Below are 15,714 nucleotides of genomic sequence, written 5' to 3'. Positions count from 1 at the left end.
CGCCCGCCCGCCTGCCTCAGCCGCCGCCGGCAGTGGTGGTCGAGGTCGTGGCCGGCTCCGCGCCCGGCGCGGCCCGCAAGTCGACTTTCACCTTCCCGCTCTTCACCGTGACGGGGTAGTGGTACAGGCCCGGTGCGTCTGCGGCGAGGGTGCGGGCGTGGTCGCACGACGAGCGGAAGCGGCTCTGGTCGCGCTGCCACTGCCAGACGCAGCCGTCGCCCTCATCGGGCACCTGCGCGGCGAAGACCACCCAACCGTGGTCGAGGTCGGTGCCGACGTGTTGCACGTACAGGTCTCGCAAGTGGTTGCCCGATGTGTCCGGGAAGAACGTCGGCTGGTTGTCGCCGTTGATGTGCTTGGCGAGCTGCTTGGTCTTCCCGAGCGTCACCACGCCGCCGACGTCACCTTTGGGGGTGCGGCTGTTGTGCTGGCTCGTGATGACCGCGCTGGCGGCCCACAGCCCGCCGACCGCCACGGCCACCGCTGCGAACGCCAAGAGCAGGGCCCGGGTGGCGTGACCCGAGCTGGGCTGGACCGGGCTCACGGCCGCGATTGGGGATGTGGTTGGGGCACCTGCGTAGTATCGCTGCCGTTTCGTGTGCGGCCGAAAAGCCCGGCCCGCGCACCATCCGGGATCGGAGGCGACACCGCAGGTGGACCTGTTCGAGTATCAAGGCAAGCAGTTCTTCGCGAGCTATGGGATCCCGATCTCCGAAGGCGAAGCCGTCGACACGGTCGACGATGCGGTGGCGGCCGCCGACCGGCTCGGCTACCCCGTGGTGGTGAAAGCACAGGTCCACGTCGGTGGGCGCGGCAAGGCCGGCGGCGTGAAGCTCGCCAGTAACGCGCAAGAGGCCCGCGAGCACGCCGGCAACATCCTCGGCCTCGACATCAAGGGCCACGTCGTGCAGCGCCTCTGGATCGAGAAGGCATCCGACATCGCCGAGGAGTACTACGTCAGCTTCACGCTCGACCGCTCGGCGAAGCAGCACCTCGGCATGTTGAGCGCCGAGGGCGGCGTCGAGATCGAGAAGGTGGCCGAGGAGAACCCCGACGCCATCGCCAAGATCTGGGTCGACCCCGTCGACGGGCTCACCGAGGCGCAGGCACGCGAGTGGGTGCTGGCCGCCAAGTTGAACCCCGACATCACCGACGGCGCGGTGCAGCTGCTGTTGCAGCTGTGGACGGCGTACGACGAGGGCGACGCCGACCTCGCCGAGATCAACCCGCTGATCGTCACCCCCGAGGGCAAGGTCCACTGCCTCGACGCCAAGGTCACGCTCGACGGCAACGCGGTGTTCCGCCACCCCGACTACGAGCAGTACGACGCCACGCAGAACCGCGACGAGCGCGAGGCGGCGGCGCATGAGAAGGGCCTGCAGTACGTCGGCCTCGACGGTTACGTCGGCGTGATCGCCAACGGCGCGGGGCTCGCGATGAGCACGGTCGACATCGTCAACCAGGTGGGCGGCAGCCCCGCCAACTTCCTCGACATCGGCGGCGGCGCCAACGCCGACGTGATGGCCGGCGCGCTCGAGGTCATCAACAACGACCCCAACGTGCGGTCGATCTTCATCAACATCTTCGGTGGGATCACCAAGGGCGAAGAAGTCGCCAACGGGATCGTCGCCGCGCTCGGGCGGGTGCAGATCGACTCGCCGATCGTGGTGCGGCTCGACGGCACCAACGCCGACGAGGGCCGGGAGATCTTGAAGGGGCACTTGTCCGACAAGTTGCAGATGCAGCCCACCATGCTCGAAGCGGCCCAGAAGGTCGTCGAGCTGGCAGGGTCCGGCGGTAAGTGAGGGACTGATGGCCATCTTCGTCGATGAGCACACCAAGGTCGTGTACCAGGGCCTGACCGGCTCACAAGGCCGCTTCTACGGCTTGTTGAACCGCGAGTACGGCACCCAAGTGGTGGCCGGCACCAACCCCAAGAAGGCGGGGACCGACGTCGAGGGCATCCCGGTGTTCGCGTCGGTGGGCGACGCGGTCGCCGAGACCGGCGCGACCGCGTCGTGCATCTTCATCCCGGCACCGGGCGTGAGGGACGCGGTGATCGAGGCAGCCGAGGGTGGCGTCGAGTTCATCGTGGCGATCACCGAAGGCGTCCCGGCGCACGACGAGGCGTGGTTCTACAACAGGCTGCGGCGCGACTTCCCGAGCGTGCAGCTGCTGGGCCCGAACTGCCCCGGCATCATCAGCCCCGGCAAGTGCAACATCGGCATCACCGCCGGCCACATCGCCGAAGCGCCGGTGGCCGGCAAGCCGAACGTCGGGATCGTGAGCCGCTCCGGCACGCTCACGTACCAGGCGCTGTACGAGCTCAAGCTGAAGGGCATCGGCGTCACGACGTGCGTCGGCATCGGTGGCGACCCGGTCCCGGGGACCACGTTCATCGACTGCCTCGAGCGCTTCGAGGCCGACCCCGAGACCGCAGCCGTGATGATGATCGGCGAGATCGGCGGCTCGGCGGAAGAAGAGGCCGCGGAGTTCATCAAGCACCACATGTCGAAGCAGGTGTCGGCGTACATCGCCGGCGTCACCGCGCCGCCCGGCAAGAAGATGGGTCACGCAGGCGCCATCGTCTCCGGCGGCAAGGGGACGGCCGACGCCAAGATGGAGGCGTTGCGTGACGCGGGCGCGAAGGTCGGCCACAACCCGACCGAGGCCGGCGAGCTGATGGCCGGCATCGTCGCCACCTTGTAGCCGCCGCGATCCTGTCGCCACCCACTTCCCGAACTCGGGTGGGGGTGTGGTCGCGGTGGCAGCCCTCTTCCCACCCCGTTCGGCGGGGCTGGCGGTGTGGCTGGCGAGGGTCAGTCCGGAGATGTGGCTCGGGGCGGGGCGGGCTTCGGCTCGAGTCGCGGCTTGGGGGATCGGAGACGAGATGGCGACACACGAGAACGAGCTCACCGAGCGGGTCGACCTGTGCACACCCGACGGCAAGCGCCTCAATCCTGCAGCCAAGGGTTGGTCGCGCCATCCGGTGCACCGCGCCAACCTGCGGGGCGTGTGGGGGCGCAACAAGCGGTGGGACTACTGGGGGATCCTTGCCGGTGACCTCACGTTGGCGGTCACGTACGCCAACGTCGACTACCTCGGTCTGGCCACCGTGTGGTGGTGCGACTTGCCGACCGGGCGCGCCGGCGGTCGCGACATCGCCCGTCCGGCGGCGCCCGGCATCGTCCTACCCGAGGTGCCCGGCTCGGCGCCGTTGCGCTGGTCGGGCGGCGGCCTCGATCTGTCGCTCACCGACGACGCCGAAGGCACCCACTTCGAAGCGTCGTGGAAGGAGAAGGACGGCCGGCCTGGCCGCCTGACCGCGGTCGTCGCCAAGCCCGCCGACCTCGAGTCGCTCAACGTGGTCATCCCCTGGAGCGACAAACGGTTCCAGTACACCGAGAAGGCCCAAGCCCGTCCTGCCGAAGGCGTGCTGGTGGTGGGCGACGAGGAGCGCCGCTTCGGCGGCGGTACCGACGCCGCAGGCGACGCGTGGGGCGTGCTCGACGTGGGCCGGGGTCGTTGGCCGTACCGGGTCAACTGGAACTGGGCGGGTGGCGCCGGCCATGCCGCCGACGGGTCGGTCGTCGGGTTGCAGATGGGCGGCAAGTGGACGGTCGGCACGGGCTTCACCGAGAACGGCGTGATCGTCGACGGGCGCCTCACGAAGATCGGCGACGAGCTCACGTGGACCTACGACTGGGACGAGCCGCTGAAGCCGTGGCACGTCGCCTCGCCGGACGGGTCGCTCGACCTCACCCTGGATCCCGTGTACGACAAGCACTCGCGCACAGAGGCACTGGTGATGGGCATGGAGGTCCACCAGGTGTTCGGTAGGTGGAGCGGCACGGTGACCACCGAGGACGGTCGGTCGCTGCAGCTCGACGGCATCGAGGGCTTCGCCGAGGAGTCCCGCAACCGCTGGTGAACCGGGCGATGTCCGGCTGGTGCGGCCGCTTCCCCGCCCACGCGGTCGCCTGCCCCGCCACGGTCCGTCGCGTCGGCCTGTCCCGCGCGCTGTCTCGCGAGGTGTTTCGCGAGGTGTCCGGCGACCTGCCGGCGGGGTTGGCGCGTCCTGCGGTGGGGTTGGCACGAATCGCAAGAATGCGGCCGGGCACAGTCAGTCGGGGGGCGGTACCGGGTCGTGCGGAGGTTCGCCGCGCAGGACGCGCAGCAGGTCGTCGGTGGCGCGTTCGCGCAACTCGGTGACCGACGCGGTCGACGAGAACGCCACGTGCGGCGTCAGGGTGACCGGGAGGTCGAGTAGCTCCGCGGGGACGTTCGGCTCGTGCGGCAGTACGTCGAGCGCGGCGGCCCCGGGGCGGCCGGCGCGGAGCCCGTCGACCAGGGCGGCGATGTCGACCAGCGCCCCTCGGGCAGTGTTCACCAGCAACGACCCGGGGCGCATCGTGGCAAGGGTCGTGGCGTCGAGGGCCGGTGGCGCGCCCGCCACGGCGGGCATGTGCAGCGTGACGATGTCGGCCCGGGCCACGAGGTCGTCGGCGGGGAGCGGCGTTGCGCCAGCCGCCCGGACCCGATCGGCGTGGCGGTCGTCGCCGATCACGTGGCAGCCGAGGGCGATGAATCGCTCGGCGGTGCGCTGGCCGATGGTGCCGAAGCCCCACACCCCGACCGTGAGGTCGCGCACCCGGCGCAGCGGCCGGTGGCCGGGCCGCCATTGGCCCGAGCGGACCTCGCGGTCGTAGCGCGACACGCCCCTCGCCCAGTCGTGGACCAGCGCCACCACGTGGTCGGCCACCTCGTCGACGCAGTAGTCGGGAACCCGGGTGACCGTGATGCCGCGGCGGGCGGCTTCGGCCAGGTCGATGTTGTCGATCCCCACGCCCAGCCGGGTGGCGACCCGCAGCCGGGGCGCGGCGGCGAGCACGCGGGCGGTCACCGGGGCCCAACAGAACAGCAGGCCCACGGGGTCCGCGTCGGCGATGACGGTGACGAGTCGGTCCTCGTCAAGCTCCTGCGCGTCGACCAGTTCGTAGCCGGCGGCCCCGAGGCGCTCACGTTCGATCGAGGCGTCGTCCCACCCCCGATCCGTCAACACCACCCGCCCCGCCGTCCTGGTGTCCCCCGCCACAATCAGGCGATTCGTGCAGATGTGGTTGGTACGTCGCCACTCCTGCACGAAGAACGTCGGGCGGAGGTCACGGCGTCAACTCTTCGTGCAGATGTGGTTGCTATGTCGCCACTCTTGCACGAATCGGAATGAAATGGCTGCGGCGACATCCGTGCGAGCGAGTGGTCAAAAGACCGTGTAGCCGCCGTCGACCACGACGGTGTCGCCGGTGTGGAACGTGTTGGTCGGGTCGGCCAGGAACACGGCGGCCGGTCCCATCTCCGAGGGGTCGGCCCAGCGGCGAACGGGCGTGCGGGCCACGGTGGTGTCGCGGAACTTGTCCCATGCGTACAGCGGGCCCGCCATCTCCGTGACGGTCCAACCGGGGACGATGGCGTTCACCCTGATCTGGTGGCGGGCGAGGGCGACGGCCAGCGCTCGCACCAGGCCGAGCACCGCTGTCTTCGAGGTCCCGTACGCCTCGTTGCCGGCCGCGCCGTGGATCGAAGAGGTGGATGACACCGCCACCAGCGACCCGCCGCCGGCCTCGATCATGTGCCGGGCGGCCGCCTGCAGTGTCAGGAAGACGCCGTCGACGTTGGTGCGCAGCACCCGGTGCCACTCGTCGAGGTCGAGGTCGACGAACGGGATGCCGCGACCCGTCGTGCCGGCGTTGGCGAACACCGCGTCGATCCGGCCGCCGGCGGTGTCGACGCTGCGAGCGAACACGTCGGTCACGGCGGCCGGATCGGTCACGTCGCACACAAAGGCGTCGACCGCGTGACCTGCCTCCCGCAGCTGCGCGACGGCCACGTCGTTCTTGGCGGAGTCCCGCCCCCACAGCACCAGCCGGGCGCCGGCAACTGCACACGCTTCGGCCATCCCGAGCCCGATGCCGCCGTTGCCACCAGTCACCAAGACCGACCGGCCTGCCAGCGATCCACTCGTCCCCGGCCGGGAGTCCGCGGCGGGTCGGGGCGGTGTCGTCGACATGGCCTGGGACCCTACCGGCCGCCCCGTGGCGAACTCTCGCCGCCCGCCACCACAACCTTGCGATTCGTGCAGAAGTGGCTGCTATGTCGCCACTTCTGCGCGAAGAAGGTCGATCGGTGGTCGCGCTTGGCGGCCGTGCGGAGGGGTGGGCTACACCTGGGGAGGTGCGAGCGCTGGTGCAGCGGGTGACGTCGGCGTCGGTCACCGTCGACGGCGATGTCGTCGGCGAGATCGGTGCCGGGTTGTGCGTGCTGGTGGGCGTCACGCACGACGATGACGAGCGTTCGGCCGCCAGGCTGGCCGAAAAGGTGCACCACCTCCGGGTGTTCGCCGACGTCGCCGGAGTCATGAACCGTTCGCTGGCGGACACGGGCGCGGCGGCGCTCGTCATCAGCCAATTCACGCTCTACGGCGACACGGCCCGTGGGCGTCGGCCGTCGTGGGTGGCCGCCGCTCGCCCCGAGCACGCCGAGCCCCTCGTCGAGGCGTTCGTGGCCGACCTGCGGGCCGCCGGCGTCACGGTGGCGCAAGGACGTTTCGGCGCCGACATGCAGGTGGCGCTGGTCAACGACGGGCCCGTGACGTTGCTGTTGGAGGTCTGACGGACCGGCGGCGGGCGTCGAGCGGGCGGTCGGGCGGGGCCGGGCGGCGGGTGGCGGGGGGGAGCGGGGTCGGGGTCGGTTGGCCGGGGCCGGGCGGGTCGGTGGCCGGCGACTCTTCGTGCAGAAGTGCCGCGATTATTCAGCCACTTCTGCACGAATCGCAGGGTTTTGGCGGTCGCGGCGGTCGCGGTGGTCGAGCGTCCAGGCTGCCACGAGCAGGGCGACGATCGCCGCGAGCACCGGCCACTCGCCGACATGTGTGTAGATGGTGTGGCCGGTGCGGCGCCGGACCTGGTCGGACTGCAACACCCGCTGCTCGCTGATCCCCGTCCGGGCGTGCACCCGGCCGTCGGCGTCGATGATCGCGGAGAACCCCGTCGGCGCGGCTTGCAGCACCCATCGCCCTTCCTCCAGCGCTCGTAGCCGGCTCGACGCGACTTGCTGCGTCTGGACCAACGTCCCGGTGTACGTCGACCCGTTGGTGGGGTTGAGGAGGATCTGGCCACCATCGCCGATCGCGCTGCGGGCGCGGTGGCTGAAGAAGATCTCCCACGAGATCGCCACGCCGAGCGGCCCAACCGCCGTGTGCAGGACGGCCGGCCGGCGCCCGATCACCGCGTCGCGGGCGGTGAGCGACGGTCCTGCGAACGGCTCCACCAACCACCGAAGCGGGACGTACTCGCCGAAGGGGACCCGGTGGACCTTTTCGTAGCGATCGACGAGCCGGCCGTCGGGGTCCCAGGCGGCGGAGAAGTTGAGGAAGTGCTTGGCGCCGTCGTCCTGCACGATCCCGGCGACCACGGTGGCGTGGAGGCGTCGGGCCAGGGCCGACAGGTCGTCGCCCTCCGGCGCGTCGGCGATGTCGAGGTGCTCGCTGGCGGTCGGGTCGTCCGCGTTGACGTCGACCACGTCTTCGGGCCACAAGACCAGGTCGACCGGGGCCTGGATCGATTTGCTCGCGGCCAGGTGTCGATCGAAGACCTTGCGGGCGTCGGTGTTGATCGCGCGGGTGCCCTGCGGCCCCCCGCCTTGCACGACCGCGACCCGCAACGGACGACCGGTGTCGTGGCCCCGCGGCGCGATCGCGGCGGCGCCGGTTGCGATCGCGACCACGGCCACCGCGGCCACGCCGGCCCGCCAACGCCGCGCGGCGAGGGCCGACAGACCGACGCCGCCGATCACCACGAGCAGCGTGAGGGAGGCGGCCCCGAACAGCCGCACAGTCGGGGCGAAGGGCCCGCCGGCCTGGCCGATCGCCAGGTTCGAGATCGGCACGCCACCGAAGGGGAAGGCGCCCTTCCACACTTCTGCCAACGTCCATGCGGCGGGCAGCGCCACCCAGCGGCCGCGGCCGGGGGGCACCAGCATCAGGCACAGACCCGCCATCGCTGCGAACACCGCCACCGCGATGAAGTAGCCCGGGAGCGTCAGGTCGTGGATCCACCACAGCGTGATCACGAACAATCCGAACGCCACGCCCGACCCCCGCCAGAACCGGTTGCGGACGGGCTGATCGGCGAGGACCCGGTCGAGCAACGCGATGCCGACGAACCCGAGCGGCCACCACCCCCACGGCGGCAGCGACGCGGCGAGCACCAGTCCGGTCGCCACGGCAGCTGCCACTCGGCGCGGCCGAGCGCGCGACACGAACCTGCGAAGGCGACCCATGGCGTGTGCATGTTGGCACTTGGCGACGGTCGGCCCGCAGTCGACGGCTCGTCACTTGGCCGGCCCCTGGTTGCCTGGCCGGCCCCTGGTTGCTTGGTCCGGCCCCTGGTTGCTTGGTCCGGCGGTCGCGGTGGTGGGGAGCGCCGTCGGTTGGTGGGGTCGCGCGGGGGCGTGGCGGTGGTTGCCGCGGGCGATCGCGGCGGTCCGGCGGTCGCGGTGGTGGGGAGCGCCGTCGGTTGGTGGGGTCGCGCGGGGGCGTCGTGGCGATGGTTGCCGCGGGCGATCGCGGCGGTCGGGCGGTCGCGGTGGTGGGGAGGGCCTTTGGTTGGTGGGGTCGCGCGGGGGCATCGTGGCGGTGGTTGCCGCGGGCGATCGCAGCCGTCGGGCGGTCGTGGCGCCCGACGCTGCCGATCGGCGCGGACCTAAGGTGCGACGCATGGCCGGCACCCCAGCTACCAGGACCATCGAGCTCCACACCCCCGACGGACCCATGCCCGTGTACGAAGCCGCTCCGGAAGGTTCGGTGAGCTCTGCGGTGATCGTGATCCAAGAGGCATTTGGCGTGACCGATCACATCCGCGACCTCGCCGACCGGTTCGCGGCCGAGGGCTACTTGGCCGTGGCGCCGGCGATCTTCCATCGAACGGGCTCACCCGAGATGGACTACGAGGGCGACTTCGCCCGCATCGCTCCGCACTTCGCCGCGCTCGACGACGACCGCATCTTGATGGATGTCGACGCCACGCTCGGCCACGTCCTGGCGTCGGGTGTCGCCGCCGACCACACGGCCATCGTCGGGTACTGCTTCGGCGGGCGGGTGACGTTCCTGGTGGCGACGACCCGCCGCCTCGGCGCCGCGGTCGGTTACTACGGCGGAGGGATCGTCACCGGTCGCGGGCCCACCTACCCCTCGCTGATCGAGCGGGTGGGGCAGTTGGCCACGCCGTGGCTCGGCCTGTTCGGCGACCAGGACCAGTCGATCCCCGCCGAGGATGTCGAGACGTTGCGCGCCCGCCTGGCCTCCGACGCCCCCGCCGGTGTCGACGCCGAGGTGGTGCGCTACGCCGAGGCCGGTCACGGGTTCTTCAACGACGCCCGCCCGCAACACTTCCACCAGGCCAGCGCGGCCGACGCCTGGCCCCGCACCCTCGACTGGTTCCGCACCCACCTCTGACCCTCGAACCCATCCGTGTTGTGAGCACTTGGCCACCTGGGAGGTGGGTTTGTGCTCACAGCAGGGGTGGGGGGTGCGCGCGCCAGTCGGTGCTGGCGGTCGGAGCGGGGGGACTGACCTTCAGGTGGCGCGGAGGACGGCGTCGGCGGCTTGCTGGCCGCTGTGGATGCAGGCGGGCACCCCGACGCCTCGAAGGGCAGCACCGGCCACGGTCACGCTCGGGTGGCGTTCGGTCAACTCGGCCTCGAGCGCGTCGACCCGATCCAGGTGGCCGGGTGCGTATTGCGGGAACGACCGAGGCCAGCGGCTCACCCGCTGGGCGGCCGGCTGACCGAGGCCCTCGGTGACCCGGCGGAGGTCGTCGACGACCCGTTCGACCAGCTCACCGTCATCGAGGTTGTCGAAGCGGCGGTCGCCGGCCCGCCCGACCGAGGCCCGCACGATCACGGTGCCGTCGCCGGCCTCGGGCGCAAGGTGCGCCCACTTCGACGACGACCACGAACACGCCGTCACCAGCCACCCTTCGGATCGCGGGACGAGGAAGCCCGAGCCATCGAGCGGCCCGAGGTCGCCTGGCTGGAACGCCAGCGTGACCAAGGCGACCGAGGCATGCTCGACCTCGCTCAGGAACTCGCTGCCCTCCGGTGCCAGGTCACCGAGCAGCCCGCCAGCCGCACGAGCAGGCGTAGCCACCACCACGCCGTCGACGTCGATCGAGGGTCCGGTCGACAGCGCGAGCGCCCAACCTCCGGCGCCCGGACCCGGCTCGATCGCCACGACCTCGGTGCCGAGCCGCACGGCCACGCCGAGGCTGGCGAGCTCGTTGGCCAGCGCGTCGACGAGCTGGCCCATGCCGCGTGCGGGTGCGTTGAACACCGGCGACGGCTGGCCGCTTCCCGAACTCCCGCCCGCGTGCGTTGCGGGCTCGCCTGTCGTGCCGGTGGCCGCACCTGCGTTCGGCCGGCCGACGGCTCGACCCCGGGCCGCTGTCGCGTCGGCGGCGGGATTCCCGCCCTCGTGCGTTGCGGGCTCGCCCGTCCCGCGGTCGGCCGCACCGCCGCCAGCCCCGCCGGCGGCGGCCCGGGCGCGCATCGCTGCCGCGGCGCGGATCAGGCTCCGTTCGTCGGGATCGCGCACGGCGGCGTCGATCTGGGGGGTGACGGCGGCCAGCGAGAGCTGGTCGATGTCGCCCGCGTTGATGCCACCGACGAGCGGTCCGACCAGGCGGTCGACCACTTCGTCGCCCAGCCGTCGCCGCAAGTACGGCCCGATGGCCACGTCGCCGTCGGGCGGCGGCGCCGGGTGGTCGAGGTCGTGGCGGGCCGCGTCGACGCCCGCCGCAGTGAGCACGCCGGACGAGGCGAGGGCGTCGAGGTCGGTGGGCACACCGAGCAGTTGCGCGTCGGGGAACGGGCGGAGCTGACCCTCGACCACCACGTACGCGTTGCGGGCGGCGGGGGCGACGAGCCGGTCGCCGAGGCCGACGTGCGTGGCCAGCTCGAGCGCCCACGGCACCCGGATCAAGAACGCGTCGGCTGCCTCGTCGACCGGTCGCCCGGCGAACTCGCTGGTCCGGATCTTGCCGCCGAGCCGGTCTCGCTCGAACAGCACGACGTCGGCGCCGGCATGCGCGAGGCGGTGGGCGGCCGCCAGCCCGGCGATCCCTCCGCCGACGACCGCGATGGTGGGGCTCATCGGGCCACCGCCTCGTCGTGGCCGTCGGCGATGGCGGCGACCTTGGCAGCCAGCGCGCCGAGCACCACCGGGTCGTCGTTCAGCACGGGGGTACGGCCGAACGCCAGCTCGACCTCCGCCGCGACCGCAGCCGCTTCGATGTCGAGGTCGTAGGCCACCTCGAGGTGGTCCGACGTGAACCCCTGCGGGCAGACGACCACACCCTCGGCCCGTCCGGTGGCGGCCAGCTCGCGGATGAGGTGGAGCACGTCGGGCCCGCGCCACGGCTCGGGGGTGGCGCCGGCAGACTGCCAGCAGATCGCCCAGCCGGCCCAGGGGTGGAGCCCGGCGGAAGCCGCAACGGCAGACGCCGACGCGCGGAGCTGCTCGGGGTACGGGTCGCCGACAAGCACCCGTTCCGGCAACGAGTGGGCCGTGAACAGCACTTTCGTGGCCGCTTCGGGTGTTCCGAGCCCGTCGAGCGTGGCCCGAACGGCGCGGGCTTGGAAGTCGATGAGCTCCGGCAACAGGTGCCATTGGTGGACGTGGCCGACGCGGATCCCGTGCTCGTCACACGCTGCGGCGGCCCGCTGCTCGTACTCGCCGACCGAGCCGGCCGACCAGTGCGGTGCGAGCACCACCGTGACGACGTCGCCGACACCCCGACCGGCCAGCTCGCGGACACCGTCTTCGATGAACGGCGCCGCGTGCTTGTTGCCGGCGACCACGTCGAACCTCCCCGGCGCCTGGCGTTCCAACGCCGCCGCGAGCGCGGCGCGCTGGGCCGTGGTGCGGGCGGCCAGGGTCGACACGCCGCCGAGCGCGTCGTAGCGAGCGCGGAGGTTGGCGAGTTGCTCGTCGGTCGGCGCGCGCCCGCGGCGGATGTGGGTGTAGTACGCCTCGAGGTCGTCGGACGACGCGGGCGAGCCGTAGGCCATCACCACCACACCGGTGCGGTGGTCGGAGCGGGCCGCCATCGTGGTCGTCAGCCGCCGGTGGCAGCCACGGCTTCGGACACCGTGCCGTCGGTGCGGCCCTCGGCATGCACCAACTCCACCACTTGGTGCAGCACTTCGGGGTCGACTTCGGGCAGCACCCCGTGGCCCAGGTTGAACACGTGACCGGGGTGGCCGCCGGCCCGGCGCAGGACGTCGCGCGTCCGCTGGGCCACGACGTCCCACGGCGCCAGCAGGCAGGCGGGGTCGAGGTTGCCCTGCAGCGAGACGTCGGGCCCGAGGCGCGCGCGGGCGTCGTCGAGGAGCACATGCCAGTCGATGCCGACCACGTCGGCGCCGGCGTCGCGCAGCGACGGGAGCAGCTCGCCCGTGCCGACGCCGAAATGGATCCGGGGCACGCCGAGGTCGGCGATCCCCTCGAGCACTTTGCGGGTGGCGGGCAGGACGTGGCGCTCGTAATCGGCGCGGTCGAGCGCGCCCGCCCAGCTGTCGAACAGCTGCACGGCCGAGGCGCCCGCCTCGACTTGTGCGCGCAGCCCCACCAGTGCGAGGTCGGCGAGCCGATCGAGCAGCTGCGCCCACAGCGCGGGCTCTCCGTACATCAACGACTTGGTGTGCAGGTACGTGCGCGACGTTCGCCCTTCGACCAGGTAGCTGGCCACGGTGAACGGCGCCCCGGCGAACCCGATGAGCGGCGTGTCGCCCAGCTCGCCGACCAGGTTCTTCACCGTCTCCTGCACGTACGGGACGTCGGCGTCGGGGTCGAGCGGCCGGAGGCGTTCCAGATCGGCGGCCGAGCGGAAGGGGTGGTCGACCACCGGCCCGACGCCCGGCTGGATGTCGACGCCGAAGCCGATGGCCGCAACCGGCACCACGATGTCGGAGAACAAGATCGCCGCGTCGACGCCGTAGCGGCGGACCGGCTGCAACGTGAGCTCGGTGGCGAGCTCGGGTTGGCGGATGGCGTCGAGGATCGTGCCCGTCCCACGCTTGGCGCGGTACTCGGGCAGTGCCCGACCTGCCTGGCGCATGAACCACACCGGCACGTGCGCCGCGGCCTCGCCCCGGCAGGCCCGCAGGAAGGGGCTGTCGGCGAGGCGCGGGTCGGGGCTGGTCATCACGGCCAACCTAGTGGTGCGTCGCGCCGACGGCGGTGCGGAGCGCGGATGCGGCTACGCGAGGCCGGGCCAGTAACATGGTCGGTCACCCTTTGCACCTGAGGCCTTGCATTGACGGTTCATCCAGAGCTGGCAGCTGAGCAGTCCTACGTCGATCACGCGTACGAGTGCCTCGACGCGGCACGGGAATCTGCCAAGCGCCTCTCCGACATGGTCGAAGTGGGCAGGGGCGGCACGTTCCAAGCTCGCTACGAGCGCGAGGTCATCAACGAGACCATCGCCAACCGGCTGAGCGACCTCCAACTCGGCGACGCGTCGCTGGTGTTCGGACGGATCGACCAGGACCCCGCCGAGCTGGCCGCCGGCCGCCTCCGCCAAGGTCGCTATGTCGGGCCCGAGTCGAACGGCGCAGACCCGAACGGCGCGGCCGCGAGCGGTTCAGGACCAAACGGCGCGGCCGGCACCAACGGCACCGCGTCGGCCCACACGATCGGCACCGCGACCGGCACACCTGCCAGCACCGACGGCCAAGGCGTCGCCCCGGCCGCCCCGGCCGACACCGCCCTGGCCGACACCGCCCCGGGTAGTGCGGGCGCCAACGGCGCGCACGGCACGGCGAACGACGCGCGGGTCGAGTTCGGACCCGCCTATTACATCGGGCGCATCGCGGTGGCCGACGAGCACCAGGAGCCGGTGGTGGTCGACTGGCGTGCGCCGGTGGCCGAGCCGTTCTACCGGGCCACCGGCCCGCACCCGATGGGGCTGGCGCGCCGGCGTCACTTCACCTCGCGGGGCCGTACGCTGCTCGACCTCGACGACGAGCTGTTCGGTCGCTTCGCGCAAGAGCTGGGGCGGGGCGACGTGCAGGGCCACGGCGCCCTCATGCGGGCGCTGGAGACCGCCCGGACCGGCAAGCTCGGCGACATCGTCGCCACGATCCAAGGCGAGCAGGACGAGATCATCCGCGCGTCGCTGCCGGGCGTGTTGGTGGTGCAGGGTGGTCCGGGCACCGGCAAGACCGTGGTGGCGTTGCACCGCGCGGCCTACCTGCTCTACACGCACCGCTTTCCGCTCGAGGACCAAGGCGTGCTCGTGGTCGGCCCGAACCGCCTGTTCTTGTCGTACATCGAGCAGGTGCTGCCGTCCCTCGGCGAAGCTGGCGTCGAGCTGGTGGTTCTTCCCGACTTGATCGACCATGTGCGCGTGCGCGGCAACGACCGCCAGGACGTCGCCCGTGTGAAGGGCGACGAGGTCATGGCGCCGGTGCTGGCGAAGGCGGTGCGCGATCGCCAGCGGCCGCTCCGCCACCAGCTCCTCGTGCCGCACGGCGTGCAGGTCTTGCGCCTGCCGGCCGACGCCACCGAGCCGATCGTCGCCGAGGCCCGTCGACGCTTCCGCACCCACAACGCGGGCCGGAAGTTCGTGGAGCAGCGTCTGTTCGAGGCGCTTGCCGAGCGTTCGCGCACGCCGGTTGACCCAGGTGAGCTGCGCCGCGCGCTGCGGCGCACCACCGAGGTGCGCGAGGCGCTCGAGTGGATGTGGCCGGTGCTGACCCCCGCGCAGCTGCTCCACGATCTGTTCGGCTCCAAGGCGTTGCTGCGCCTGGCCGCGGGGCGGCGGCTCTCTGGCGACCAGATCGACGGCCTGTACCGACTCCGGGCCGCGTCGGTCGACGAGGTCGTGTGGACCAACGACGACGTGCCGCTGCTCGACGAGGCCCGCGCGGTGCTCGGTCCGCGGCCCAAGGACCGAAGTGACGAGGTCCGCACGTACGGCCACATCGTGGTCGACGAAGCGCAGGACCTCTCGCCGATGCAGCTGCGGATGCTGGCCCGCCGGTCCTTGAACGGATCGATGACCGTGGTCGGTGACATCGCCCAGGCCACCGGTGCGTGGGCGCACGCCGACTGGGAAGAGATCCTCGACTACTTGCCGCAACGGCGGCCGTCGCAGCGCGCTGAGCTCACGGTCGGTTACCGGTTGCCGGCGCCCAACATGGAGCTCGCGGCGCGCGTGCTGCGGGTGGCGGCGCCCGAGCTGGCACCCCCGGTGGCGGTCCGCGAAGACGGTGATCCGCCGACGGTGGTGCGCGCCGCCGCCGCAGGCCTGCTCGACGCGATCGCTGCGTCGGTCCGCGACGAGGTCGCGGCGGTCGGCGCCGGGAACGTGGCGGTGATCTGTCCTGGTTCGTTGGTCGACGTGGTCGACGAAGGCCTCGACGAGCGCGGCATCGATCACGGCCACGCGTTCGCCCAAGGCCTCGACCACCAAGTGACGGTCGTGCCGGTCGGTTTGGTGAAGGGCTTGGAGCTCGACGCCACCGTCGTCGTGGAGCCGTCACGGATCGCGTCGGAGGAAGCGCAAGGGATGCGGGCGCTGTACGTCGCGCTCACGCGTGCCACCAAACGGCTGGCGATCGTGCACGCCGAGCCGTTGCCCGAAGCTCTGACCTGAC

Annotated in this window: 13 protein-coding genes; 6 read left to right on the top strand and 7 right to left on the bottom strand. The window is 71.8% G+C overall.

The genetic code is table 11. The features are described from left to right. Positions 1–16 precede the first annotated feature (16 nt). A complete protein-coding gene (locus VHA73_00665) occupies positions 17–544 on the bottom strand; it encodes a hypothetical protein (GenBank protein HVX16517.1) in 528 nt (175 codons plus the stop codon). A 109-nt stretch (positions 545–653) separates the two neighbouring features. Here VHA73_00665 and sucC point away from each other — a divergent pair, with 109 nt between their 5' ends. The 3 genes from sucC (at position 654) to VHA73_00650 (ending at position 3,931) form a co-directional block, all read left to right on the top strand. Continuing rightward, on the top strand, positions 654–1,805 hold the full coding sequence (gene sucC / locus VHA73_00660; protein ID HVX16516.1) for an ADP-forming succinate--CoA ligase subunit beta: 1,152 nt from the start codon (positions 654–656) through the stop codon (positions 1,803–1,805). A gap of 7 nt (positions 1,806–1,812) precedes the next feature. Further along, entirely contained in the window at positions 1,813–2,709 is an 897-nt protein-coding gene (sucD, locus tag VHA73_00655) for a succinate--CoA ligase subunit alpha (GenBank protein HVX16515.1), read from the top strand. A 181-nt stretch (positions 2,710–2,890) separates the two neighbouring features. Continuing rightward, positions 2,891–3,931: a DUF2804 domain-containing protein gene (locus VHA73_00650; protein ID HVX16514.1), complete on the top strand. Its 1,041-nt coding sequence runs from the start codon at positions 2,891–2,893 to the stop codon at positions 3,929–3,931. A 192-nt stretch (positions 3,932–4,123) separates the two neighbouring features. Here the strand turns inward: VHA73_00650 and VHA73_00645 are convergent, their stop codons facing one another. Together VHA73_00645 and VHA73_00640 are read right to left on the bottom strand one after the other, a co-directional pair. After that, positions 4,124–5,062 (bottom strand): C-terminal binding protein, encoded by a 939-nt coding sequence (locus VHA73_00645; protein ID HVX16513.1) that lies wholly within the window; start codon positions 5,060–5,062, stop codon positions 4,124–4,126. Between the two features lie 198 nt (positions 5,063–5,260). After that, entirely contained in the window at positions 5,261–6,067 is an 807-nt protein-coding gene (locus VHA73_00640) for an SDR family oxidoreductase (GenBank protein ID HVX16512.1), read from the bottom strand. A gap of 164 nt (positions 6,068–6,231) precedes the next feature. Between VHA73_00640 and dtd the strand changes: the two genes are divergently transcribed. Continuing rightward, the gene (gene dtd / locus VHA73_00635) at positions 6,232–6,669 is read left to right on the top strand and encodes a D-aminoacyl-tRNA deacylase (GenBank protein HVX16511.1); all 438 of its coding nucleotides are present in this window, start codon (positions 6,232–6,234) and stop codon (positions 6,667–6,669) included. A gap of 135 nt (positions 6,670–6,804) precedes the next feature. On the opposite strand, the gene lnt is transcribed toward dtd, so the two are convergent. Further along, a complete protein-coding gene (gene lnt / locus VHA73_00630) occupies positions 6,805–8,280 on the bottom strand; it encodes an apolipoprotein N-acyltransferase (GenBank protein ID HVX16510.1) in 1,476 nt (491 codons plus the stop codon). Positions 8,281–8,773: 493 nt separating this feature from the next. Here lnt and VHA73_00625 point away from each other — a divergent pair, with 493 nt between their 5' ends. Next, complete coding sequence (locus VHA73_00625; protein ID HVX16509.1) at positions 8,774–9,511, top strand: dienelactone hydrolase family protein; 738 nt, start codon at positions 8,774–8,776, stop codon at positions 9,509–9,511. A 120-nt stretch (positions 9,512–9,631) separates the two neighbouring features. Here VHA73_00625 and hemG read toward each other — a convergent pair whose 3' ends face one another. Genes hemG through hemE form a run of 3 tightly spaced genes read right to left on the bottom strand, consistent with a single transcriptional unit; the run spans position 9,632 to position 13,259 of the window. After that, positions 9,632–11,206 (bottom strand): protoporphyrinogen oxidase, encoded by a 1,575-nt coding sequence (hemG, locus tag VHA73_00620; GenBank protein HVX16508.1) that lies wholly within the window; start codon positions 11,204–11,206, stop codon positions 9,632–9,634. Then, positions 11,203–12,162, bottom strand: a complete 960-nt coding sequence (hemH, locus tag VHA73_00615) for a ferrochelatase (GenBank protein HVX16507.1) — start codon at positions 12,160–12,162, stop codon at positions 11,203–11,205. The genes hemG and hemH overlap by 4 nt, the downstream gene beginning before the upstream one ends. An 8-nt stretch (positions 12,163–12,170) precedes the next feature. Beyond that, complete coding sequence (hemE, locus tag VHA73_00610; protein HVX16506.1) at positions 12,171–13,259, bottom strand: uroporphyrinogen decarboxylase; 1,089 nt, start codon at positions 13,257–13,259, stop codon at positions 12,171–12,173. A 111-nt stretch (positions 13,260–13,370) separates the two neighbouring features. Here hemE and VHA73_00605 point away from each other — a divergent pair, with 111 nt between their 5' ends. Further along, positions 13,371–15,713 (top strand): UvrD-helicase domain-containing protein, encoded by a 2,343-nt coding sequence (locus tag VHA73_00605; GenBank protein ID HVX16505.1) that lies wholly within the window; start codon positions 13,371–13,373, stop codon positions 15,711–15,713. The last annotated feature ends 1 nt before the right edge of the window (position 15,714 follow it).

Source organism: Acidimicrobiales bacterium (assembly GCA_035547835.1).
GTDB lineage: Bacteria > Actinomycetota > Acidimicrobiia > Acidimicrobiales > Iamiaceae > DASZTW01.
The sequence above is the reverse complement of the archived record's forward strand: the minus strand, read 5'-3'. Positions and strand labels throughout refer to the sequence as shown.

Coding starts and splice junctions, on each gene's coding strand:
- sucD (HVX16515.1), top strand. CDS start 1,813: ATGGCCATCTTCGTCGATGAGCACACCAAGGTCGTGTACCAGGGCCTG.
- VHA73_00650 (HVX16514.1), top strand. CDS start 2,891: ATGGCGACACACGAGAACGAGCTCACCGAGCGGGTCGACCTGTGCACA.
- VHA73_00640 (HVX16512.1), bottom strand. CDS start 6,067: ATGTCGACGACACCGCCCCGACCCGCCGCGGACTCCCGGCCGGGGACG.
- VHA73_00625 (HVX16509.1), top strand. CDS start 8,774: ATGGCCGGCACCCCAGCTACCAGGACCATCGAGCTCCACACCCCCGAC.
- hemG (HVX16508.1), bottom strand. CDS start 11,206: ATGAGCCCCACCATCGCGGTCGTCGGCGGAGGGATCGCCGGGCTGGCG.
- hemH (HVX16507.1), bottom strand. CDS start 12,162: ATGGCGGCCCGCTCCGACCACCGCACCGGTGTGGTGGTGATGGCCTAC.
- hemE (HVX16506.1), bottom strand. CDS start 13,259: ATGACCAGCCCCGACCCGCGCCTCGCCGACAGCCCCTTCCTGCGGGCC.